This is a genomic window from Mycobacterium sp. P7213 (genome assembly GCF_900604305.1).
Lineage (GTDB): Bacteria > Actinomycetota > Actinomycetes > Mycobacteriales > Mycobacteriaceae > Mycobacterium.
Genome location: NZ_UWOA01000046.1, coordinates 1 through 22565, shown reverse-complemented (window position 1 = coordinate 22565; position 22565 = coordinate 1). Strand labels below are relative to the sequence as shown.

Genomic DNA, 22565 nt, shown 5'->3' with positions numbered 1-22565 from the left:
GGGCCACCGCGCTCGCCGTCACTGTTAGCGCCTGCGGCTCTTCTTACGCGGCGGGGGCAACGCACCCTCGGCACGCAGTCGCGCCGCGTGCTCGGCCAGCGCGTCGACCAGCGGACCCACCGCAGCGGTCTCCGGCTGCACATCGACCCGCAGCCCGAATTCGGCTGCCGTCTCGGCGGTCTTGGGGCCGATGCAGGCCACCAGGGTCCGGGCGTGCGGCTTGCCGGCGATGCCGACCAGGTTGCGCACGGTCGAGCTCGAGGTGAAGCACACCGCGTCGAACCCGCCGGTCTTGATCATCTCGCGGATGGTCGCCGGCGGCGGAGCAGCCCGCACGGTCCGGTAGGCGGTGACGTCCTCGATCTCCCAGCCCCGCTCGCGCAGCCCTTCGGCCAGCGTCTCGGTGGCAATGTCGGCGCGCGGCAGCAGCACTCGGTTCACCGGGTCGAAAACATCGTCGTAGGGCGGGAATTCGTCCAGCAGGCCCAGCGAGGACTGCTCACCGGACGGCACCAGCTCGGGGCTGATCCCGAACGCCCGCACACGCTCCGCGGTAGCCTCGCCCACGCAGGCGATCTTCACCCCGGAGAACGCCCGCGCGTCCAGACCGAACTCGGCGAACTTCTCCCACACGGCGCGCACCGCGTTGGTCGAGGTGAATACCACCCACTGGTAGCGGCCGTCCACCAAACCCTTGACGGCCCTTTCCATCTGGGCGGGGCTGCGTGGCGGCTCCACCGCGATGGTCGGGACCTCGATCGGTGAGGCGCCGTGCCCGATCAGCCGGTCGCTCATCTCCCCGGCCTGGTCCTTGGTGCGCGGCACCAGAACCGTCCAGCCGTACAGTGCGCGGCTCTCCCACCAGTTCAGCTTGGCCCGGTTATTCACGGTCTTGCCGATGGTCACCACCAGCGGACCGGCCGAGGTCTCCTGCCCGTTGGGCAGGATGACCGGGTCGATGCTGGCCAGCGCCGACGCCTCGGTCAGGCCGCCGAGGCTGGACTCGACCGATCGCTGCGCGCAGGTGGTGCCCGAGGTGGTGACCACGCAGGGCGTGCCGTCCGACAGGCCGTACTCGATCAGCGTGCGGGCCGCGTCCGGCAGGTGCGAGGTGGTGGCCTGCAAGATCAGCGGGCCCGGAGCGGCGGCCAGCGCACCCCAGTCCACATTCGGGTCGCGGACGTCGGCCACCGTGTGCGAGGAGCCGAGCGGCAGACCGGCGTAGGTGGGCACCGCACTGGTGGCGGGCAGTCCCGGCACGATCTCAAACGCGACGTTGGTGCGGGCCACCGCGTTGACCTCGGTGATCACCGCGTCGATCGACAGCGGGTCGCCAGCGACCAGGCGCACCACGTCGCTGCCCGAGCGCGCCTCGGCCGCCAGGGTCTTGGCCACCTCGGCCGGCTCGCCTAGTGCCGGGCGAATGTCGGGGCCGCCCGGAACGGTCGCCGCGGCCTCGTCGGCGGCGTCATCGGCGTTGTGGGCCGCGTCGTCGTCCGCCTTGTCGGCCTTGGGGGCCGCGGGCATCGGACCGGCGATCGGAGGCAGGTCCGTGCCGACCAGCGCCAGCACCGCCTCGGGCACATCCGGGTCGATGAACACCAGCGCGGCATTCGTCAGCGCAGTCCGTGCCCGCGTCGTCAGCAGACCCGGGTCACCGGGACCCGAGCCGACGAAAACGATGCGACCCGGCTTGGGCTTCTGCCCTCGCACGCTCACTTGGCGAGCCATTCCGTACTCCCCGTCACTTCTCACTCACTTCCGACGCACGTTTTCACCGTGCGTCCGCCATCAGCTCGCGCGCACCCAACTCGAACAGTTCCGTTGCGACCGACACACCCAGTTCCCGGGCTCGGTCCGGACTGCCGATTCCAGACGCGCGGATCACGTCGGATCCGTCCAGCGCCGCTACGCAGGCGCGCAGCGACACCTCCTCGAAGACCCGGCCGTCCTCATCGATAGACTCGACCACTTCGGCGATCGCGCCCACCGGTGCGGAACAACCCGCCTCCAGTTCGGCGAGCAGGGTCCGCTCGGCGGTAACCGCCAGGCGGGTGTCGGCGTCGTCCAACTCCGCCAGCAGCGCCGCCAGTGCCGTGTCACCGGAGCGGCACTCCACCGCCAGTGCCCCTTGAGCCGGAGCCGGCAACATCTGTACCGGTTCCAACGTCTCGGTGACCGCGTCGAGGCGTCCCAGCCGGGCCAGACCCGCCCGGGCTACCACGATGGCGTCGAGTTCGCCGCTGCTTACCCTGTTCAACCTGCTATCTAGGTTGCCTCGTAGGGGGCGAATTTCCAAACCGAGACCCAGTGCTCTAAGCTGTGCCGCCCGTCGCGGCGACGACGTCCCCACCACGGCACCCGCCGGCAACTCTCCGAGCACCAGTCCGTCGCGTGCCACCAGCGCGTCTCGCGGGTCCTCACGGCGCGGTGTGGCGGCGATCAGGAACCGGGAGTCGGCAGCGGTCGGCAGGTCCTTGTGGGAGTGCACGGCGGCGTCGACCCGGCCGTCGAGAATGGCCTCGCGCAGCTCGGCGGTGAACACGCCGACCCCGATGTTGGCGATGGGCCCGGAGGTGACGTCGCCGGCGGTGCTGATCACCACCAACTCGGCGGGATGCCCGGCGGCCACCAGGGCATCGCGAATGGTCCCAGCCTGGGTGGTGGCCAACAAGCTACCCCGGGTACCGATGCGGATTACTTCACCCAAAACGTCTACCCGGCCGACCCGGTTTCGGCGCTGACATCAAGCTCTCCCGGCACTACTGGCAGTTCACCGGCGGTCGCAACGGCGTCCACCGCGGTCGGATCGAGCTCGAACAGCTCGCGTAACGCCTCGGCGTAGCTGTCGCCGCCGGGCGAGCTGGCCAGCTGTTTGACCCGCACAGTGGGGGCGTGCAGCAGCTTGTCGACGACGCGGCGCACGGTGCGCGCCACCTCCTCACGCTGGGCGGTCTCCAGGTCCGGCAGCCGGTGATCCAGCCGCAACAATTCCGCGGTGACCACGTCGGCGGCACGCTGGCGCAGCGCGGTCACGGTGGGGGTGACCTCGGCCATCCGTTGCCCGGCCAGATAGGTGGCGACCTCGCGGGCCACGATGTTGCGTGCGGCCTCGGTGTCGGAGGTGGCGACCTGCGCCGACGGCTCGCGCTGGATCCGGTCCATGTCGATGACCCGCACCCCGGGCAATCCGGCGACCGCGGCGTCGACGTCGCGGGGCATGCCCAGGTCGCAGATCACCAGCGGTTCGGTCGCCTCGTCACGGTTGCCCCCGGCCAGCGCGTGGTGCACATCGGCCAGCGAGACGACCGGGCTGACCGCTCCGGTGGAGGACACCACGATGTCCGCGCTGGTCAGGCTGGCAGCCATCCGATCCAAGGCGACGGCGTCGGCCGTGACACCGCTCTCGCGGATCTTGCGGGCCAACCGTTGAGCGCGCGGCAGCGAACGGTTGATGACGTCGATGTGCTGGACGCCGGCGCGCACCAGATGTGCCGCGGACAGCGCGCCCATCGACCCGGCACCGATCACCACTGCGGTCCGGCCGTGCAGCGCATCAGTGCCGAACTCAGAGCCCAGTTGCTTGGCTGCGATGCCCAGGGCGACCGAGACCACCGACGCGCCGGCGGCGTCGATTCCGGTTTCGGAGTGCACCCGCTTGCCCACCGACAACGCGCGCTGTGCCAGTTCGTGCAGCACCCGGCCGACACTGCTGTTGGCCTCGGCGGAGGCGTAGGCGCGCCGCACCTGGCCAAGCACCTGCTGTTCGCCCACCACCGCGGAGTCCAAGCCGCTGGCCACCGAAAACAGGTGCTCGACGGCGGCCTCGCTGTAGCGGACGTAGGCGTATTTGGTCAGGTCGGCCATCGACATGCCGGAGTGTTCCGAGAGCACCTGCCCGATCGCCGACAACCCGGCGTGGAAAGCCTCGACGACGGCGTAGATCTCGACCCGGTTGCAGGTCGACAGGATCATCGCTTCGGTGACGAGCGGCGATTGCAGCACTTGCTCGACGATCTTTACCTGATCGGATTCAGCGGTGCTGAGCTGCTCGAGTACGGAGACGGGGGCGCTGCGGTGCGAGACCCCGAAGAGCAGGACGCTCACGGCAATATCACCTGGTCCGCTCCTTGCTGTCACCGTGAAGAAACTTCTCTCCACGGTAGAGGCTAAAGCGCTGGCCTACCAAATTCGGCGGTTCAGCGAGGCTCGACGCAGGAGAGGCGAAGCTGGAACCGCCGTATGAGCGAGCGGTTCAGCGAGGCTCGACGCAGGAGAGGCGAAGCTGGAACCGCCGTATGAGCGAGCGGTTCAGCGAGGCTCGACGCAGGAGAGGCGAAGCTGGAACCGCCGTATGAGCGAGCGGTTCAGCGAGGCTCGACGGAGAAGAGCTGGAACCGCCTTAGGAACCCGCCAAATCAGCACGTAGCCGGGACTCGTCGACCTCCCAGTAGCTGTGCTCTCGTCCGTCGAGCAGCACCACCGGCAACCGGTCGCCGAATTCGGCGCGCGGGCCGGTGTCGCCGGCCGCCGCGGCGGCGTCGACATCGACCGCCTGCAGGTCGAACGCGAGTTCGCCCGCCAGCCGGGTCAACTGGTCGTATACCTGCACGCAGACCGGGCAACCCTCGCGGGTGAGCAGCTGTACCTGGTGGCGGGTCATGCTGCCAGTGTCGCAGGGCCGGCGCCGGCCCGCCGTGGCCACCGGGTTCGCTGAATTGTCGCGACGTCCTCAACCGAATTGAATTACGGTGTGACCGGCCACAAGCCGCATCTCCTTCACCCCGGGCGGACAGAGCAAGCCATGACTTCCAGCGCTGTGTCGATCACCAACCTGCTGTATCGCTACGCGGAATTGATGGACTCCGGCGACCTGGACGGCGCTGCGGCGCTGTTCGCCCACGCCCGGATCAAAGCCGACCCCGAAGGCACGGTCATCCTCGATCACGCCGGGATCCTGCAGCTGTGGCGCGGGCTCGTCACCCTTCACGCCGACGGCACGCCGCGCACCAAGCACGTGATCACCAACCCGATCCTGGACATCGACGAGGTCGCCGGGACCGCAACCTGCCGGTCCTACTACACGGTGCTGCAGCAGACCGACGCCGTGGCACTGCAGGTGATCGCCGCGGGGCGCTATCACGACACGTTCGAGCGGGTCGACGACGTCTGGCGGTTCAGTTTCCGCGACTACTCGATGTTCGACCTCAAAGGTGATCTACGCGATCACCTGGGGGTCATCGGCCCGGCAGCCGGATAGGGTTGATCACGGCCGGAATACCGGCCCTGAGCCCAGACGCGGAAGGAGTCGGGTGATGACATCACCGGGCCCGGCCGACCGGGCATCCGCAGCCGACGTGGCATCGCTGACCGACGGGGATTTCGCAGCCAGCGCGGAGCGGGTGCTGGCCGATGTGGCCGACGCCGACACTCCCGCACCGGTCGACCTGACCGCCGCCGCATTCTTCGACGTCGACAACACCCTGGTTCAGGGCTCCTCGATGGTGCACTTCGGCCGCGGGCTGGCCGCCCGCAACTACTTCACCTACCGCGATGTCATCGGATTCGTGTACGCGCAAGCCAAATTTCAGCTCACCGGCAAGGAGAACAGCGACGACGTCGCGGCCGGGCGGCGCAAAGCGCTGGCGTTCATCGAGGGCCGGCCGGTGTCCGAGCTGGTCGATCTGGGCGAGGAGATCTACGACGAGATCATCGCCGACAAGATCTGGCCCGGTACCCGGGAGCTGGCCCAGATGCATCTCGACGCCGGCCAGCAGGTGTGGCTGGTCACCGCGACCCCCTATGAGCTGGCCGAGACCATCGCCCGCCGGCTCGGATTGACCGGCGCGCTGGGCACCGTCGCGGAGTCGGTCGACGGGGTGTTCACCGGTCGACTGGTCGGCGAGATCCTGCACGGGCCCGGCAAAGCCCACGCGGTGCGGTCGCTGGCGATCCGGGAGGGGCTGAACCTGCGGCGTTGCACGGCCTACTCCGACAGCTTCAACGACGTGCCGATGCTCTCGCTGGTCGGCACGGCGGTGGCGATCAACCCCGACGCCGCGTTGCGGGAGACGGCGCGGAAGCGGGGCTGGGAGATCCGTGACTTCCGTACCGCACGGCGGGCGGCGCGCATCGGCGTGCCGTCGGCGCTGGCGCTGGGCGCCGTCGGCGGGGCCCTGGCCGCAGCCGTGGCGCACCGGAACGAGCGAACGTGACTTGCTCGCTGATAAACTTCCGCCGCCGTACACCACGGCGAGCGGAGGGGTAAACCGGCATGTCAGTACACACCGAGTCGCAGCGGATGATCGGAGCCCACTACCGGTTCCCGGATTATTTCGAGGTCGGCCGGGAGAAGATCCGCGAGTTCGCCCGCTCCGTCAAAGACGACCACCCGGCCCACTTCGACGAGGCCGCCGCCGGCGAAGCCGGGCATCCGGGACTGGTGGCATCGCTGACGTTCCTAGCGGTTGCCGGACGCCAGGTGCAACTGGAGATCTTCGACAAGTTCGACCTCCCGATCAACATCTCCCGGGTGCTGCACCGCGACCAGAAGTTCACCTTCCACCGGCCGATCGTGGCCGGTGACAAGCTGTTCTTCGACACCTACTTGGACTCGGTGATCGAGTCGCACGGCACGGTGGTCAGTGAGGTCCGCAGCGAGGTCACCGACGAGAACGGCGAGCCGGTGGTGACCAGCGTGGTGACCATGCTCGGCGAGTCGGTCAACCAGGACGCCGACACCGAGGCCAAGACAATCGCCGCCCTTGAGGCGATGCGCGATCGGGCGCTGGGCAAGAAGTAGCCGTCCAAGCTCATCGAGATTGCGTCCAGGGTCGTGGACGCGGCGCCATCCACAGCCCTGACGGCAATCTCAAGGAGCGGCTGCACCTGTCGGTGCTGGATGAGGTGGCGGAGTCGCGAACGTCAGCCGAAGAACGTGTTGCGGCGACCGGCGAGCAGCCGGTACAGCGTCTGCTGAATGGTCTCGCGCACCTGGTCGGTCAGCTCGAAGGTGACCATCGGGTCGTCGGCGGCACCGGCCTCGTAGTCGGTGGTCTCAATCGGTTCACCAAAGGCGATGTGCCACTTCGACGGCATCGGCACCAGGCCGGCGGGACCGGCCAGCGGAAACAGCGGTGTGATGGGGAAATAGGGCACGCCGAGCAGCCGGGCCAACAGCTTGACGTCGGCGATCATCGGGTAGATCTCCTCCGAGCCGACGATCGAGCAGGGCACGATCGGCGCCTTGGTGCGCAGCGCCGCCGAGACGAAGCCGCCGCGACCGAACCGCTGCAGCTTGTAGCGGTCCTTGAACCGCTTGCCCAGGCCCTTGTAGCCCTCCGGGAAGACGGCGGTCAGCTCCCCTGCCTCCAGTAACCGGTTGGCGTCGGAGGTGCAGGCCATGGTGTGGCCCGCCTTGCGGGCGGTCGGGCCGATCATCGGCAGGTCGAATACCAGGTCGGCGGCGAGCATCCGCAGGTTCCGGTGTTCGGGGTGATGGTCACGCACCGCCACCGAGAGCATCAACGCGTCCATCGGCAACACCCCGGCGTGGTTGGCCACCACCAGTGCGGGCCCATCGGTCGGCAGGTTCTCGATGCCGCTGACCTCGACGCGGAACCAGTCGTTGAAGAACACCCGCAGCAACGGCAGCACCACGGCCTCGTTGAAGTGCGGGTCGAAACCGAATTCGTCGACCTGGTAATCCCCCGTGATCCGCTCCCGCAGGAACGCGGCGACCGCGCTCACCCGGCGGGTGAATTCGCTCGGGGTGGGCGCGGCGGCACTGGTGGCCGACGCGGTGCCGCGGCGGTCGCCGAGTTCACGGACCACCGCGGCGGCCTGCTTGGCCGAGACCCGTTCGGCCGGACCCGCCAACGCCGACGGATGCCTGCGCACCGAGTTCGAATGCTTGTGCAGCGGAATGACTTTCGCCTTCGAATCATCAGCCATAGCGCTAACCTCCCCGCACCCTGTTGAAGCCGATATCCCCCATGCGCTGCGCTGCGCTCACTGCTCGCTGTTCCACCGAACGGACCCACTTGGGATCGACGATCGGGTGCAGCCCCCGACCCCGCACGTAGTCGTCAAACGCCTCGGCGGTGGTCCACTTGGTGCTGTACCCGAGTTCGGTTCGCATTCTAGTCGTGTCCATCACCCGGCCAAAGCTCAGATAATCCAGCTGTTCCCGGTTGATCTCGGTGTAATTGTTGGCCCGGCGCAGCGAATCGATGACCCACAGCCCGACACCGGGCAGTGGCATCGGGATGCGCCCTGACCTGCGGATCGCCTGCGACATCATGATGATCCCGTCGGCACCGATGTTGAAGGTGCCGGCCTTGCCGGCCATGGTGGCCCGCTCCAAGGCCCCCAGCGCGTCCTGCTCGTGCAGCAGCTGCAGGCGCGCGTCTCGTCCCAGCACCGTTGGGACCAGCGGGCCGGCGAGGTAGCGCGACAAGGCGGTGTCCATGGCCGGGCCGATCATGTTGGCCATCCGCAGGATCGTGACCGCGATGTCGGGCCGACGCCGGCCCAGCCCACGGGCATAGCCCTCGATGTCGATGCTGTCGCGGGGGAACCCCTGCGTCGGAGGACGGCGACTGGTGCTGTCCTCGGAGAACAACACCGGGTCGCGCGAGCACGACCCGTAGACCTCCGAGGTCGACTTGAGCACCACCCGCCGCACCGAAGGCGCCTTCTGACAGGCCGCGAACAACTGCATCGCGCCCATCACGTTGAACTCTTTGAGCGCCGCTCCACCGCCGGACCTCGGCACGTACGACGCCGCCGCTGCGTGCACGACGGTGTCGACTTCGCTGTTACGAATCACCTTGGCTATAAAGGGGTTACGGATGTCGGCACGGACAAACTCAGCGCGCCCCATACGGCGCAGCATGTCCTTGCTCGGCATGACCGCATCCACCGCGATCACCCGGTTGATCAACGGGTTCTGCGTGAGCCTTGCGGTGAGGAATCCACCAAGAAACCGGCACGCACCGGTGACCAACACAACCTTGGGGTAATGCCGGGCGTCACTGCGCGTGCCGTCGCTCGGGGATCCGGCCTCGTCCATTCGGTCAGCCTAACGGCCACGCCGGAAAAGCAATACCGGCGATCGGCCCGGTGCGCGAGCGTGAAGCCGTCGTCACGCTCGGCACGGCTCGGGGGCCTGGACGGACCCGGGCGGAGTTACTTACCGAGTTTTCTGCGCTGCACGCGGGTACGGCGAAGCAGCTTGCGGTGCTTCTTCTTCGACATGCGCTTGCGCCGCTTCTTGATGACTGAACCCATGAACTCCGCTATCTGCTTCTGCCCGCGCCGACGATTGGGCGCTGCTGAACTTGATCGACCCGGCTACTTTACCCGTAGGCGGGCACGGACCGGAAAACCGCACCTGGCCCCGACCACGACGCAACCAGGACAGCCGACCCCGAGCGTCGCCGTGAGGCGACGCCCGGGGGGCGCTTACCTGTCGACCGGCTCTTTAGCCCGCGTCGAAGAAGGAGGTCTCCAGCAGGTCGTGCACCGCCTTGGCGTGCACCCGGAAAGACCGTCCCACCCGCACCGCGGGCAGCTCGCCGTTGTGCACCAGGCGGTACACCGTCATCTTGCTGACCCGCATCAACGCAGCCACCTCGGCCACGGTGAGAAATTGTGTCGTGTCACGCGCCGAAGGCCCGTTCGCAGACGTCATCGTTACCCATTTCAATCAGGCACGTGCAGTCCCAGCGGCTTCCCCTCCGCTGCGCCCACACGCACAGACATAGAGGAGAATAGCGGGACGGATGGGGTTCCTGCGACTAGTGAGAGCCAATATGTGAAAAATAAGTGAATTACTCTGATGTAATTCTTAGCTGCTCAGAGCGTGTTTTTGCGGCCTGCACCGCCCGATCGAGCGAGGTCCGCAGGCCACCGGCCTCCAATTCACGCAGTGCGGCCGCAGTGGTCCCCCCAGGCGAAGTCACCATCGCTCTCAGGTGGGTCGGGGCGGTGTCGATGCCCGCATTGGGCGCACCATCGCCTGCGTCCCGTTCCTCCAGCAGCATCTGCGCCGAACCGGCCATCGTCTGAACCGCCAAGTCGGTTGCCGCCTGCCTGCTCAATCCGGCAGCAACCCCGGCATCCACCAGCGCCTCGACCACCAAGAAGAAGTACGCCGGCCCGGATCCCGACACCGCGGTGACGGCGTCCATCTGCTCTTCCGGAACGATCGCCACCGTCCCGACGCACTCGAACAGCGCCGCGACCTCGCTGACCTGTTCGTTGCTGGGGAAGCGGCCCTTTGCCAGCGCGCTGGCACCGACGCCGACCTTGACCGGGGTGTTGGGCATCACCCGCACCACGGCCGCTCCGGCCGGGAGCTTGGATTCCACGTACTCGGTGGTGAGACCGGCGACGATCGTGACCAGCACCTGCTCGGCGCTGTCCCCGGAGGCAGCGGTAACGCTCTTGGCGAACTCCTCGACCACGGCGTCCACATCCTGTGGCTTCACCGCGACGATCACGATGGAGGCGTTCTCGATCGCGTCAGCGACCGAGGTCACCAGGACCGAGTACTTCTCCGAGAGCTGCCGGGCCCGGTCGCCGTACCGCTCAGCGACCACCAGGTCCTTGACCGGGCGGCCGGCAGCCAGCAGCCCCGCCAGCAACGCTTCGCCCATGTTGCCGCCACCGATGATCGCGATTCTGGTCATGGGGACAGCATTTCAGACCGGGCGACCGCAAGCGCGGCGGAGCCGGGCGCGGCGGGTCGCCCGCTACCGGGCCGGCACCATCGCCAACTGGCGCGTCTGCACCACGATGCGGCCCTCGCAGTCGACCACGGTGTGGTCCTCGTCGAACCAGTCCTGGCCGATCTGCACGCAACTGCAGATCACCCGCAGCCAGCCGTCGGCCGGGATGGCCCGCAAGTAGGCGGTGAGTTGCACGGTGGGCGCCCAGCCGTTGCGGTTGACGGCGTAGGTCACCGGAGCCGACACATCGCCGCACAGCAGCGCGAAGAGCACGTCAGGCACGGCATCCTTGGGCCGTACCCACATCTCGATCACCGGCGGCCCGCCGTCCGAGCGGGGGCCCAGCGTGGTCAGTGCCGGCCGGATATCGCAGCCGTGCGCCAGGTGCACGATGTGTTCCATCGGGTGCCCCGGACCGATCGGCTCCAAGCCGGGCGGAGGTTCCGGCGTCATCAACGGCACCACCGGGTTGAACGACAGCAGTGGCGGCGCCTGGTGCTCGGGCTCACTGAGCGTGATGGCGGCGCGCACCGCGGTGCGCTCGCCCTGGTTGAGTTCGACATCGACGAGGCTGACCCGGCGTCCACGCTTGCGGATCGTGGTCACCAGCTGCATCGGGCCGGGGTCGGGTGCCCACAGATAGCTGGCCGACACCGCGACCGGTTGCAGGGCCCCGCCGTGGGCGGTGCGGGCGGCATTGGCGCACAGCGCCAGCATCGCGCCACCGTGCACCTTCGGGCCGATGGTCCAATGCTCGTTGAGCTCGCCGGTAAAAGACGCGACATCATCGCTGTGGTCATGACCGTCGATGCGCACCAAGCGCATGGCATCGGTGAACAGCGTGGATGATGAAGTCACACGTGGCTCCTTGTAACTCAGCGATCGGGCGATCAGCGCAGCAGATGCGTTCGGGCGAACTGCAGCGATTCGGTCAGCAGCGCCTCACGCTCGTGCGGCGAGCGCGCCTGCGAGGTGGTCACTTCCAGCACCACGTGACCGGTGAAGTCGCTGGAGGCCAGCAGCTGACACACCTCGGCGGTGGGCTGGTCACCGCGTCCGGGCACCAGATGCTCATCGGCCGGCAGCCCGGTGCCGTCACACAGGTGCAGGTGCGTCAGCCCCGAGCCCATCCGGCGGGCCATCTCCAACCCGTCGGCGCCGGCGGTCGCGGTATGCGACAGGTCCAACGTGTAGTGCGCGTGGTTGCCGTCGAGTGGGTCGTGGGACGGTGCGAACGCCGAAATCCCCGCTCCCGGGCCGCCTCCGCGGCGACGCATCCGCTCGCGGGACTGATCGGCGCCGAAGAACCGGTCGGCGCGGAACGGGAACATGTTCTCCACCGCTACCGCCACATCGCTGTCGGATTCCAATTCGGCGACTTGATCGCTGAAGCCCTCGGCATAGCGTCGCTGCCAGCGAAACGGCGGATGCACCACCACGGTCTGGGCCTCGAGCTGCTCCGCGGCCCGGACGCTGCGCTCCAGTTTGGAGATCGGGTTGGAGCCCCACACCCGTTGCGAGATCAACAGGCACGGTGCGTGCACCGACAGCACCGGCACCCGGTACTTGCGCGACAACCGTCGGACGGCGCCGATGTCCTGGCTGACCGACTCCCCCCACACCATCAATTCGATGCCGTCGTAGCCGAGCCGAGCCGCATATTCGAAGGCAGCCTCCGCCCGCAGCGGGTAGACGGAAGCGGTCGACAATCCGACCTTGATGGCAGGGCGCACGAAGTAATAGTGAACGGCTAATTGGCGTGCAACGCCAGCGGCCCCAACGTAACCAGCAAACCGACCGCGACCGCGATCAACGTACTGACGATGTCGACGGTCTTACGGACCGCCTGCACCGCGGCCACCAGACCGAGTGTGACCAGGACCGTGAGCACCAAGGCCACGATGCTGTTCCACCGCCACAGCTGGTCGAAAACGATGAATAGGCCGCCGCCGAATGCCACCGCCAGGAGCGACTGCAGCACCACCAGCAAGCCGCCCACCACGCCCGGSCGACCGACGTAGAGGTCGGCCGGCTCGACGTCGGCGGCCGCCTCGGCGCTGTCGGCGTCGGCGAGCTCGGCCTGTCCGTCGGCGACCAACGCTGAGCCGCCCGCTCGCTCGGTGGAGCGGCCCTTGGTCAAAAACGACCGCACGAATGCGGAGTCCCCGGCCGGCAGATCGGCATCGCGAACGTCGCTCTCCATGACATCGACGGCTATATCGGTATAGGTGTCAACCGGATCCGGCCGCATCCGTTCGGCCCCCGAGCCTGTCGGCCGGGTTTCGTCCGGCTGGCCATTGTCTGCCGCCGGCGGCGGGTCGGACCGCCGCATCGGCCGGGGGTAGGGGCTTTGCTCGGGTCCACTGCCGCGTGGCGCCTGCGGCGGGGACTTGGGCCAGCGCGGCTCGGCTGCCGGCCGCTTGGCGGGTTCCACCCGCTGCACCGGACGCGGCCCGGTCGCGGGCCGGTCCTCCTCGACGAATCCGGGTGCCGGACCGACGGGCAGGGCACCGCTCGGCTCACCGTCGGCCGATGCCGATGGCGGAGCCGCGACATCGAGCTGGGGCGGCGCCTCGTCGCGGATGATCGGGATCTCCCCGGTCAGTTCCGCGACCGTCACGGCGTCGGCATTGCCGCGCCGGCGCCGGCGTCGCCCGGTGACCGGCGGGGCACCGATATTGCCGTTCTTGGCGAGCAGTTCGGCTACCGAGATGGGTCGCGTCTCGACGTCGCGGGGGTCAGGCTTGGGTCCACTCATCGGTGCCCTCCCTTTGACCGCGCTGCGGCCATGCCCGCCGCTGGAGATCCGAACAGGGTGACGCCGTCGGCCTCACTGTCGAGTCTGCGCAGGATCAAACCCTCCCGCAGCGCCCACGGGCAAATCTCCACCGTTTCAATCGACAGCGCTCGCATGCTCGCTTCCGCCACCAGAGCACCCGCCACGATCTGTGGCGCACGCTCGGCGCTCACCCCTTCCAATTCGGCCCGATCAGCCGTGGTCATCCTAGAGATGAATGATATGAGCTGCCTAAGGCCAGTGGCGGTCAGTGTGCGCCTCACGCGCGGGCCGGCGGCCGATGGCGCCGCCCCGGTCAACCGCGCCAGCGAACGAAACGTCTTGGAGCTCGCGACCGCCAGATCGGGCGGCCCGACTTCCAGCACCTCCGCAGCGGCACCTGCCAACTCGGTGTCCAACCAGTCCCGCAGCATGGCCACCCGACGCCGGCCAGGGGGGTCTTCGGTGAGCCACTCCCGGGTGAGCCGCCCGGCGCCCAACGGCAGGGACAGCGCCACGTCCGGCTCCTCGTCGACACCGCTGGACATCTCCAGCGAGCCACCACCGATGTCGAGGTTGTTGATCCGTCCGGCACTCCAGCCGAACCAGCGCCGCACCGCCAGGAATGTCAGCCTGGATTCGTCCTCGCCGGCGAGCACCTGCAATTCGACACCGGCCTCCGATCGAACCCGGGCCAGCACGTCCTCGGAGTTGGACGCGTCTCGCACCGCCGAGGTGGCGAACGCCACTAACTCCGCACAGCCCGAACTCGCTGCGATGGTGGCGAATTCGCCCACCGTGGACACCAGTTTGTCAGCTCCGCGCCGGGTGATCTTGCCGGAGCTGTCAGTCGCCTCGGCCAGCCGCAACGTGGCTTTGGTCGAGCTCATCGGAGTCGGGTGACCACCCCGGTGGGCATCGACCACCAACAGGTGGACGGTGTTGCTGCCGACGTCGAGCACCCCTAATCGCACGCACCCAACTTAGTGGGGACAGGCCCGGACATGGTGAGGCAACGTGAATTTCTGGTCTAGCGTGGAGATTCGTGACCCCCGCGCAGCACCGTTCCCATCCCGGTGAAGTCGAGCTGGACTTCCCCCGCGAATGGGTGGAGTTCTACGACCCCGACAACCCCGAACACCTGATCGCCGCCGACCTCACCTGGCTACTGTCCCGCTGGACCTGTGTTTTCGGCACACCCGCCTGCAAGGGCATCGTGGCCGGCCGCCCCGACGACGGGTGCTGTTCCCATGGCGCCTTCCTGTGTGACGACGACGACCGCGCCAACCTCGATGACGCGGTCTCCCAACTCACCGACGCCGACTGGCAGCTGCGCGACAAAGGTCTGGGCCGCAAGGGCTACCTGGAATACGACGAGAACGACGGTGAACAACAACTGCGCACCCGCACCGTCAAGGGCGCCTGCATCTTCCTGAATCGGCCGGGGTTCGCCGGTGGCGCGGGTTGCGCCCTGCACATCAAGGCTGTCCGGCTCGGCGTGGAACCCCTGACGATGAAGCCCGAAGTGTGCTGGCAGCTGCCGATCCGGCGCAGCCAGGAATGGGTCACTCGCCCCGACGACACCGAAATCCTCAAGACCACGATCACCGAATTCGATCGGCGTGGCTGGGGCCCGGGCGGCGAAGACCTGAACTGGTACTGCACCGGCGACCCGGCAGCACACGTCGGCGCCCGGCAGGTCTGGCAGAGTCTGGCCCCGGAACTGACCGAGTTGCTCGGGCCCAAGGCGTACGCCGAGCTGGCCGCGATCTGCCAGCGACGTAACGAACTCGGCCTGGTGGCTGTTCACCCCGCCACCCAAAAGGCCCGGCGCACCTGACCGGAGCATCGTGCACTTGGGTGGCCGCAAATTCATGCCATGGATCGCCGCAGCTCAGCTGGCGCTTTCTGGTCCATCGGGGTTGCCGGGGATGTCGGGTTCCCGCGAGATCCGTCCGGGAGCGCGACGGCCACGGGTGGCGGGGGTCACGACCAAACGATTTTCAGCAGGCGACCAGCGCCGGTATGCTCGGCCCATAGCGCCGCGTAGCGCACCAACTTCGCGGAGTGCGTACTGAATTGAGAAACGCGCCCAACGCGGGCATGATCGGTATTTTACGACGCCCGCCGGAGATTCATGATCAGGACCGAGATGCATACCGTAGATATGGAGCTCAACCGGAACGGACACACGTCGCCGGTCGCCCTTAGGCCTCCTGTGGTCCTTGAAGCGCGCAAACTCAACAAACAGTTCGGCGAGGGCGATACCGCCACGCCGATTTTGCGCAACATCGATATCCAGATAACTCGCGGCGAATTCGTGGCGATGGTCGGCCCGTCGGGTTCGGGCAAGTCCACCCTGCTGAGCATCCTCGGCCTGCTGGACTTGCCTACCAGCGGCGATGTCCTCATCAACGGCCAAAGCGTCTCGCAGCTCTCACGCAAGCAGCTGGCCACTGTGCGATGTCAGACGCTCGGCTATGTCTTCCAGGCCTTCAACCTTCTGGCGGGCCTCTCAGTGGTTGAGAATGTGATGCTCCCGGGCCTGCTGGCAGGTAAATCCGGTCGCGCCCAGCACGCGCATGCAATGAGCCTGCTCGACCAGGTCGGCCTGGCCGCCAAGTCCAAGCGTGTCCCGTCGGAATTGTCCGGCGGCGAACAACAGCGTGTGGCCGTCGCCCGGGCGCTTTTCATGAAGCCCGACGTGATTCTCGCCGATGAGCCGACCGGCAACCTCGACACCGTAAATGGTCAGCGGGTTATTGACGCGTTGTATAACTTGAACGCGGCCGGCCAGACAATTGTTTTGGTGACCCACGACCGGAAAATAGCTGACGACGCTCCTCGTCTGATCTCATTGCTTGACGGTGAAGTTGAGACCGACAGCGGAATGGCTCACGCGGCAAATAATGTGACATGGCTCGCGGAACATTAGCCGCGACGTTCGGCCTGCTGCGGATAATCAACTTCCGCGCCGTCCGTAAACACGCATTCCGGGCCGCACTGGCGGCATTCTCGCTCGGCGGCGGAGTGGCAGTCGTCGTGGCCGTCATGATCGAGGTCACCAGCGTCTCCAAGGCCGTCGAAGACGTCGGCTACCAGATCGCCGGACCCGCGCCGCTGCGCGTGGTCGGGGCCGCCACCCGCGGCGGCATCAGTCCCGCCGTCGTCGAGGACTCCCGGGCGGTGCCCGGGGTGGCAGCCGTGGTGCCGGTCATTCGCGGTGTCACGATGATCCGCAACGACGGCAAAGAGAGCTTCGGGCTGGCCCTGGGCGTGGACTGCTCGGCCCAGTGGATCGTCGACCCGAAGGTCTGCCAGACGGGTCAGCAGGAGCCCCCACCGGCGACCTCGAAGTCCCTGGGCGACTCCCTGAATGATTCGGCGACCTTGGTCACCGACGTCGGGCAGCTGTCGTTGGAGAAGTTCCAGCGGGTGGCCGATCTCGACGACGTCAACAACGGCCTGGTCGCGGTGCTGCCGCTGAGCATGGCGAAGGTGCAGTTCGCCCGCGGCGACCGGGTGGACATGCTGTACGTGACCCTGGACAAAGACGCCAACGCCGGCGAGGTTCAGCAGCGCCTGAAGACCACGCTCGGCCCCACCTACACCGTGCAGCCCCGCAGCGAGCCCGCGAAGGGCTACAACGTGAACGACGTGCTGCTGCCCCTGCTCGGGATCTTCGCCCTGATCTCGATCGGTGTCGGGGTCATCCTGATCACCCAGATCACCCGGCTCTCAGTGGAAGAGCGCCGACGCGAGATCGCGATCGCGTCGGCATTGGGGGCCTCACCGGCGTCGATCATGACCGGATTCCTCAGCGAGGCCGCACTGTTGGGTGCGGTGGGCTCGGCGATGGGTGTGCTGACCGGCATCGTGATCTCCGAACCGATCGTGGCCAGCGCCAGCGAGCTGACCGAACGCTTCGTCGGCGTCACCGTCCCGGTGATCCTCAAACCGGCGATCCTGGTGATCGGCGTCCTGGCCGGCATCTTCCTGGCGGTGGGCGCCGCGATCGGCCCCGCCCTGTCGGCCTCCAACACTCCCATCGCGGCCGAGCTCTCCGGTCGAGCGGCCCAGGAACAGACCACGCAGCGCAAGATCTGGTTCAAGGCGTTACTGCTGCTAGCGATCGGGCTGGCCGGGGTGATCGCGGCTCGGCTGGCTACGCTCTCCGGCGCGCTGGTCGCCTGGCAGGCCATCATCGCCGATGTGGGGGCGGTCGTCGCCCTCATCGGTCTGCTGCTGGCCACGGCGTACTTGAGCGCGCAGGCGATCACCAGCCTGCGCCCGCGACCGGACAAGTCGAGCGGGGCCACGCTGACCATCGCGCTCAACGCACTGCGCTCAGACAGGTCCCGCACCGCGGCCATCTCCGGAGCCATCGCGGTTCCTGTCGTAGTCGCGATCCTACTGTCCGGATTCCTGGTGGCGATCCACATCGGTGCCACCAAGGTCGCCGAATCGCAGGCGGACGGCCGCATTGCCATCACCACTACACAGTTCGCCGATTACGGCCCCATTGATGCCCGATTCGCTCCGCAGACGGTCAACAAACTGAACTCCGTGGCCGGGGTAGAAAAAACCGAGCGGATGGCTGAAATCGAGATCAGCCTCAAAGACGGATCGTTGGCCCATATTCAGGCGCAGGATCGACCGACATTTCCGTTCGGATTACTCGCGGGGCAATCCCCGGAGGCAAGCCAGAAAGCCAATCAGGTCGTCATTGGCAGCGTGCTGGCACGCGAGAAAAATCTCCACATTGGTGACACTCTCGTATTTGGAAGTGGACTCGACGCGCAGGCGATGAGTATCGGCACCATTGTGGCTACGCCCGAATACGGTGGACGCCGGATCTACATGCCCTATGCGATCGCCGAAAAGATCTACGGTCCCCAGCCCGCCGGCCTGATCTTCGCTACCCCGGCCCCCGGACTCAGCGCCGATCAGGTCATCGAGAACATTAAGGCCACGCAGTTCGACCAGCCGGTGACGGCGGTGGACACCGACGGTTACGCCGCCGACATCGCGGCCTCCATCGGTCGCTACCTCACGCCGCTGAACACCCTGAAGTACGGGCTGCTCGCGATCGCCTTCATCTCGGTGCTGTCGACGTTGTTGCTGGTCGGTATCCGCCGCAGGCGCGAAGTGGCCCTGATCCAGGCGCTGGGTGCCACCCGGCTGCGCGTGTTCAGCATCACCACCGTCGAGGCAGTCATCGCCGGGGCCGCCGGCGGCCTGTTCGGCGCGGTACTCGCTATCGCGATCTCCGAGGCGGTGCGCCGGGCAGCCGTGGTCAACGTCGGGCTGGTCACGCCGCTGGTGTTCCCCTGGTCCGACGCGGTCCTCTACGCGGTGTTGGCCACCATCGCCGCGGTGTTCGCGGCCATCATTCCCGCCTGGAAGAGCACTCGGTCCACTCCGGCGACCGAACTCCGCGACGAGTGAGCTCGCCGCGCTGACCCGCTAAGGATGCGATGACAGCCACCACCCCCACCGTGCCCGGCTTCACCGGTGATGCCGTCTACCCCGGCGACGCCCGCTACGACGAGGTGCGCCAGGTCTTCAACGGCCTGATCGACAAGCGCCCGCAGGTGGTCCTGCAGTGCCGCTCGCAGGACGACATCGTCGCCGCTGTGCGCTATGCCGTGGACTCCGGTGCCCAGATCGCCGTGCGCAGCGGCGGTCACAGCGTCGCCGGCCACTCGGCCACCGATGGCGGCATTGTCATCGACCTCACCCAGATGCGTGGGGTGCGGGTGGACGCCGAGGCGCGGATCGCCTACGTCGACGCCGGTGCCACCTGGGGTGACGTGGACCCGGTCACCAGCAGGCACGGCCTGGCCTGCCCCGGCGGCGTGGTGTCGACGACGGGCGTCGGCGGATTTTCGCTCGGCGGCGGCATCGGGTGGCTCTCCCGAGCCCACGGCATGACCTGCGACAACCTGATCGGCGCCACCCTGGTGACCGCGTCCGGCGACGTCATGACGGTCAGCGAGACCGAGAACGCCGACGTGCTGTGGGGGCTGCGCGGCGGTGGCGGCAACTTCGGCGTCGTGACCCAGTTCGTGCTGCGCCTGCACCCGGTCGACGGTGTAGTGGCCGGCGTGCAGTCCTACCCCGACGCCGACGCCGAGGCAGCCCTCAAACACTTCCGAGCCCAGATGGACAACGCGCCCGACCACCTGGCGTCCATCCTCGACTTCTCCAGTGACCTCACGACGGGCCAGTCACTGGTCAACGTTCTGGCATGTTCCACACGGACCGACCAGACCGGTAGCGACGACGTCAGCGCCCTGCTCAATGTTCGCGGCGTGGCGGCCAAGCCGGTGGTGGCCCTGCAGCACAAACTGGACTACTCGACCTGGCAGCAGGCCCTGGACTACACGGCGCCCTACGGCTGGCTGAACTACTGGAAGTCGCTGTTCGTCACCGAGCTCACCGATGAGGCCATCCGGCGCATCGCCCTGTTGGGGCGGTCGCGCCCGTCGGCGCAGACCCGGCTGCACCTGATCCGGTTGGGCGGCTTCGCCAGCCGGGTTCCGGCGGAGTCGACGGCCATCGTCGCCCGCGAACACCCCTACATCATTCATTTGATGGCGACGTGGACCGACCCCGCCGAGAGCGCGCGATGCACGGCGTGGGCCCGGCAGGCCTTCGAGATCCTGCGACCGCTGGGACCGGCCGGTGCGTACTTGAACTTCGTCGGCGACGAGGGCCAAGACCGCATTCGCGCGACATTCGGTGACGCCGGATACCGCCGTCTCGCCGAGCTCAAGGCACGCCTTGATCCGGCCAACCGATTCACCCTCAACCACAACATCGAGCCGGCGACGGGGAGCTGACCGCTCGGCAGTTCTCAGTGTGTCGCCAACGCGGACACACGGTTACGCCAACGCACGGTGGGTATTGTTGTCCGCGGGGGAAAGGACGCAAGGATGCCTGCCGCGCACGATGATGACTTGGCCTTCGCCGGCGTCGCGCGCTTGGCGCAGCTGGTACGCGCGCGTGAGGTGTCGCCGCGCGAGCTGGTAACCCTGTATCTGGATCGGATCGCCCGGCTTGACCCGGTGTTGAACGCCTTCCGCACGGTGATGGGCGACCGAGCGATGGCCGAGGCGGCAGACGTCGAGCAGCGATTGGCCGCCGGCGAAGCCCTGCCGTTGGCCGGTGTGCCCATCGCCGTCAAGGACGACACCGACGTGGCCGGCGTTTCCTCGATGTGCGGCACCGGAATTGACGTCGGCCCGGCAAGCACCGACAGCGCCGCCGTGCGACGGCTGCGGGCCGCCGGCGCGGTGATCATCGGCAAGACCCATTTGTCGGAGTTCGGCGCCTACCCGGTGAGCGAGTCGGCGACTTGGGGTGTGACCCGCAACCCGTGGGATCTCTACCGGACCACCGGCGGCTCCAGCGGCGGCTCGGCGGCCGCCGTCGCCGCCGGCATGGTGCCCGGCGCCACCGGCAGCGACAGCGGCGGGTCGGTGCGTATTCCGGCGGCCTGCTGCGGACTGGTCGGCCTGAAGGGCCAGCGCGGCCGGGTCAGCACCAAGGAGTCACCGGAGCGGGCCTACCGGTTCCACGGGCTCAACCACATCGGGCCGCTGGCGCGCAGCGTCATGGACGCCGCCCTACTGCATGACGCCATGACCGGCCCCGAACCCGACGACGAGATTCCTTCGCCCCCACCGGCGCCCCCGCTGATGGAGACACTGCTCGCGGCTCCTCGGCCACTGCGGATCGCGATGTCCTTCAAGCCAGTGGTCCCGGTTCACGTCAGCGATGAGGTACGGCGACCGGTCCTTGAGACCGCAGATTTGTTGCGCTCGCTGGGCCACGAAGTGATCGAGCGTGACCCGGTCTATCCGGTGCTGGGTATCGCCGCGGTGCTCGCACTGTTTATGAACGGGTTCGCCCACGAGATCGAGCGGCTCCCGAAAACCGAACTGCTGGAACGGCGTATGCAGGCTGAGGCCCGAACCAGCCGACTGGTGCCGGATTGGCTGGCTCGCCGGGCTGTCGCCGCGGAGCCCCGGATCACCGCCCGCTCGCAGCGCAGAATCGCCGACTTCGACATCCTGATGACCCCGGTGCTGGCGATCCCGCCGGTGCGGGTGGGCTATTTCGAGGGGCTCGGGCCGACCCGGGCGATGCTGAAGATGCTCAAGTTCATCCCGTTCACCTTCCCCCAGTGCTACAGCGGTCAGCCGGCCATCTCCGTGCCGACCGGTATCGCCGACGACGGCCTACCCGAGGCGGTGCACCTGGTGGCGCGGGCCAACGACGAGGCCACCCTGGTTTCCCTGGCGGCGCAGATCGAATCGGTGCAGCCCTGGACCCAGCGCCGACCGCCGACCGAGGCGCTGCTGTCGCAGGTGGGCTAGGCCGGCGACCCGGGCTCAGCAAGGCTGGTAGCTCTTCTACCAGAGTCAGGGGCAGCCACGGGTCTTCACGCGCGGATCACTCGTCTGTCCCAAATTCATGGTCTGCTCGCTTGGCGGAACGTTGGTCGCGTCGCCGCAGTTTGGTAGATCCAATATGCATAACCGTTGACGCAAAAAGTGCGGTCAGCGATGCCGATAGAGCAGATGACACCGATGCTCGTGCAATATCTAGTTAGCCTCTGTGCCGCGAATGGGACCGAGATGCAATCTCAACACCGCTCGATTTTTCACTGTATTCACTTGTGTCACAGTATTTTTGGTTGTGGATAAGTTCTGCAGCTTGTCGGGGGCCGGCGCTACTATTAGCACATGCGTTCGAATACCCGGGAAGCGGTCGTCGAAGTCTTCGACACCCTGTCCGCTGGGCGTGTCTCATTGACTGTGTAAGTGGTTTGGCCTGAATGGTGGTGGCAGGCTGCTACCACCGGACAGGAGAGATCATCTTGCCGACCTCTGATTCGAACGCCGCTGCCGAAAAGCTGTCGAAGTTGTTGCCCCCGGCAGCCGTGGATGCGCTGCTGGCTGACGCCGAAGCCTCTGGAACGCCGCTTGATGGCCCCGACGGGCTGCTGGCCGCTATCACCAAATCCGTGCTGGAACGGGCCCTAGACG

General features: G+C 67.4%; 21 protein-coding genes and 1 pseudogene. 9 read left to right on the top strand and 13 right to left on the bottom strand.

What is annotated here, in order from left to right:
• Positions 1–24: 24 nt before the first annotated feature.
• From EJK91_RS16790 to EJK91_RS16775, 4 genes are all read right to left on the bottom strand, one after another.
• A complete protein-coding gene (locus EJK91_RS16790) occupies positions 25–1731 on the bottom strand; it encodes a uroporphyrinogen-III synthase (protein ID WP_036457917.1) in 1707 nt (568 codons plus the stop codon).
• 43 nt (positions 1732–1774) lie between these two features.
• Positions 1775–2710: a hydroxymethylbilane synthase gene (gene hemC, locus EJK91_RS16785; protein ID WP_024442561.1), complete on the bottom strand. Its 936-nt coding sequence runs from the start codon at positions 2708–2710 to the stop codon at positions 1775–1777.
• A gap of 5 nt (positions 2711–2715) precedes the next feature.
• Positions 2716–4107 (bottom strand): glutamyl-tRNA reductase, encoded by a 1392-nt coding sequence (locus tag EJK91_RS16780; RefSeq protein ID WP_125079487.1) that lies wholly within the window; start codon positions 4105–4107, stop codon positions 2716–2718.
• A gap of 295 nt (positions 4108–4402) precedes the next feature.
• On the bottom strand, positions 4403–4663 hold the full coding sequence (locus tag EJK91_RS16775) for a glutaredoxin family protein (protein ID WP_125079486.1): 261 nt from the start codon (positions 4661–4663) through the stop codon (positions 4403–4405).
• A 141-nt stretch (positions 4664–4804) separates the two neighbouring features.
• Between EJK91_RS16775 and EJK91_RS16770 the strand changes: the two genes are divergently transcribed.
• From EJK91_RS16770 to EJK91_RS16760, 3 genes are read left to right on the top strand one after another with little or no spacing between them, the layout of a single operon-like run.
• The gene (locus EJK91_RS16770; RefSeq protein WP_125079485.1) at positions 4805–5260 is read left to right on the top strand and encodes a nuclear transport factor 2 family protein; all 456 of its coding nucleotides are present in this window, start codon (positions 4805–4807) and stop codon (positions 5258–5260) included.
• Between the two features lie 55 nt (positions 5261–5315).
• Entirely contained in the window at positions 5316–6215 is a 900-nt protein-coding gene (locus tag EJK91_RS16765) for an HAD family hydrolase (RefSeq protein ID WP_125079484.1), read from the top strand.
• A 59-nt stretch (positions 6216–6274) separates the two neighbouring features.
• Entirely contained in the window at positions 6275–6802 is a 528-nt protein-coding gene (locus EJK91_RS16760) for an FAS1-like dehydratase domain-containing protein (RefSeq protein WP_024442556.1), read from the top strand.
• Between the two features lie 122 nt (positions 6803–6924).
• On the opposite strand, the gene EJK91_RS16755 is transcribed toward EJK91_RS16760, so the two are convergent.
• The 9 genes from EJK91_RS16755 to EJK91_RS16715 form a co-directional block, all read right to left on the bottom strand.
• On the bottom strand, positions 6925–7953 hold the full coding sequence (locus EJK91_RS16755; RefSeq protein WP_125079483.1) for a lysophospholipid acyltransferase family protein: 1029 nt from the start codon (positions 7951–7953) through the stop codon (positions 6925–6927).
• Positions 7954–7957: 4 nt separating this feature from the next.
• Complete coding sequence (locus EJK91_RS16750; RefSeq protein ID WP_125079482.1) at positions 7958–9073, bottom strand: SDR family oxidoreductase; 1116 nt, start codon at positions 9071–9073, stop codon at positions 7958–7960.
• A 116-nt stretch (positions 9074–9189) separates the two neighbouring features.
• Complete coding sequence (locus tag EJK91_RS16745) at positions 9190–9291, bottom strand: 30S ribosomal protein bS22 (protein WP_003402602.1); 102 nt, start codon at positions 9289–9291, stop codon at positions 9190–9192.
• A gap of 193 nt (positions 9292–9484) precedes the next feature.
• Positions 9485–9694, bottom strand: a complete 210-nt coding sequence (locus tag EJK91_RS16740; RefSeq protein ID WP_024442553.1) for a helix-turn-helix domain-containing protein — start codon at positions 9692–9694, stop codon at positions 9485–9487.
• Between the two features lie 139 nt (positions 9695–9833).
• Positions 9834–10694 (bottom strand): pyrroline-5-carboxylate reductase, encoded by an 861-nt coding sequence (gene proC / locus EJK91_RS16735; RefSeq protein WP_125079481.1) that lies wholly within the window; start codon positions 10692–10694, stop codon positions 9834–9836.
• Positions 10695–10757: 63 nt separating this feature from the next.
• Positions 10758–11558: a thioesterase family protein gene (locus EJK91_RS16730; RefSeq protein ID WP_036458865.1), complete on the bottom strand. Its 801-nt coding sequence runs from the start codon at positions 11556–11558 to the stop codon at positions 10758–10760.
• A 65-nt stretch (positions 11559–11623) separates the two neighbouring features.
• Complete coding sequence (locus EJK91_RS16725) at positions 11624–12466, bottom strand: sugar phosphate isomerase/epimerase family protein (RefSeq protein ID WP_125079480.1); 843 nt, start codon at positions 12464–12466, stop codon at positions 11624–11626.
• Positions 12467–12483: 17 nt separating this feature from the next.
• A complete protein-coding gene (locus EJK91_RS16720) occupies positions 12484–13491 on the bottom strand; it encodes a hypothetical protein (RefSeq protein ID WP_125079479.1) in 1008 nt (335 codons plus the stop codon).
• Entirely contained in the window at positions 13488–14483 is a 996-nt protein-coding gene (locus tag EJK91_RS16715; protein ID WP_024444007.1) for a Ppx/GppA phosphatase family protein, read from the bottom strand. Before EJK91_RS16715 ends, EJK91_RS16720 begins: the two co-directional genes overlap by 4 nt.
• 71 nt (positions 14484–14554) lie before the next feature.
• Between EJK91_RS16715 and EJK91_RS16710 the strand changes: the two genes are divergently transcribed.
• From EJK91_RS16710 to EJK91_RS16685, 6 genes and pseudogenes are all read left to right on the top strand, one after another.
• The gene (locus tag EJK91_RS16710; RefSeq protein ID WP_125079478.1) at positions 14555–15349 is read left to right on the top strand and encodes a hypothetical protein; all 795 of its coding nucleotides are present in this window, start codon (positions 14555–14557) and stop codon (positions 15347–15349) included.
• A 297-nt stretch (positions 15350–15646) separates the two neighbouring features.
• Positions 15647–16444: an ABC transporter ATP-binding protein gene (locus EJK91_RS16705; protein WP_241178726.1), complete on the top strand. Its 798-nt coding sequence runs from the start codon at positions 15647–15649 to the stop codon at positions 16442–16444.
• Positions 16426–18957, top strand: a complete 2532-nt coding sequence (locus EJK91_RS16700) for an FtsX-like permease family protein (protein WP_024444010.1) — start codon at positions 16426–16428, stop codon at positions 18955–18957. Before EJK91_RS16705 ends, EJK91_RS16700 begins: the two co-directional genes overlap by 19 nt.
• A 29-nt stretch (positions 18958–18986) precedes the next feature.
• Positions 18987–20354 carry an FAD-binding oxidoreductase gene (locus EJK91_RS16695; protein ID WP_024444011.1) on the top strand — a complete coding sequence of 456 codons (1368 nt, stop codon included), beginning with the start codon at positions 18987–18989 and terminating at the stop codon, positions 20352–20354.
• A 93-nt stretch (positions 20355–20447) separates the two neighbouring features.
• Positions 20448–21893 (top strand): amidase family protein, encoded by a 1446-nt coding sequence (locus EJK91_RS16690; protein WP_046300985.1) that lies wholly within the window; start codon positions 20448–20450, stop codon positions 21891–21893.
• A gap of 539 nt (positions 21894–22432) precedes the next feature.
• Positions 22433–22565, top strand: a pseudogene (locus tag EJK91_RS16685) (IS256 family transposase); the annotation flags it as partial.

Bases quoted from the DNA above. Each gene is read 5' to 3' on its own strand.
- EJK91_RS16690 (WP_046300985.1), top strand. From the start codon at position 20,448: ATGCCTGCCGCGCACGATGATGACTTGGCCTTCGCCGGCGTCGCGCGC.
- EJK91_RS16705 (WP_241178726.1), top strand. From the start codon at position 15,647: ATGATCAGGACCGAGATGCATACCGTAGATATGGAGCTCAACCGGAAC.
- EJK91_RS16730 (WP_036458865.1), bottom strand. From the start codon at position 11,558: ATGCGCTTGGTGCGCATCGACGGTCATGACCACAGCGATGATGTCGCG.
- EJK91_RS16695 (WP_024444011.1), top strand. From the start codon at position 18,987: ATGACAGCCACCACCCCCACCGTGCCCGGCTTCACCGGTGATGCCGTC.
- EJK91_RS16700 (WP_024444010.1), top strand. From the start codon at position 16,426: ATGGCTCGCGGAACATTAGCCGCGACGTTCGGCCTGCTGCGGATAATC.
- proC (WP_125079481.1), bottom strand. From the start codon at position 10,694: ATGACCAGAATCGCGATCATCGGTGGCGGCAACATGGGCGAAGCGTTG.
- EJK91_RS16745 (WP_003402602.1), bottom strand. From the start codon at position 9,291: ATGGGTTCAGTCATCAAGAAGCGGCGCAAGCGCATGTCGAAGAAGAAG.
- EJK91_RS16755 (WP_125079483.1), bottom strand. From the start codon at position 7,953: ATGGCTGATGATTCGAAGGCGAAAGTCATTCCGCTGCACAAGCATTCG.
- EJK91_RS16740 (WP_024442553.1), bottom strand. From the start codon at position 9,694: ATGACGTCTGCGAACGGGCCTTCGGCGCGTGACACGACACAATTTCTC.
- EJK91_RS16760 (WP_024442556.1), top strand. From the start codon at position 6,275: ATGTCAGTACACACCGAGTCGCAGCGGATGATCGGAGCCCACTACCGG.
- EJK91_RS16775 (WP_125079486.1), bottom strand. From the start codon at position 4,663: ATGACCCGCCACCAGGTACAGCTGCTCACCCGCGAGGGTTGCCCGGTC.
- EJK91_RS16750 (WP_125079482.1), bottom strand. From the start codon at position 9,073: ATGGACGAGGCCGGATCCCCGAGCGACGGCACGCGCAGTGACGCCCGG.
- EJK91_RS16770 (WP_125079485.1), top strand. From the start codon at position 4,805: ATGACTTCCAGCGCTGTGTCGATCACCAACCTGCTGTATCGCTACGCG.
- EJK91_RS16765 (WP_125079484.1), top strand. From the start codon at position 5,316: ATGACATCACCGGGCCCGGCCGACCGGGCATCCGCAGCCGACGTGGCA.
- EJK91_RS16790 (WP_036457917.1), bottom strand. From the start codon at position 1,731: ATGGCTCGCCAAGTGAGCGTGCGAGGGCAGAAGCCCAAGCCGGGTCGC.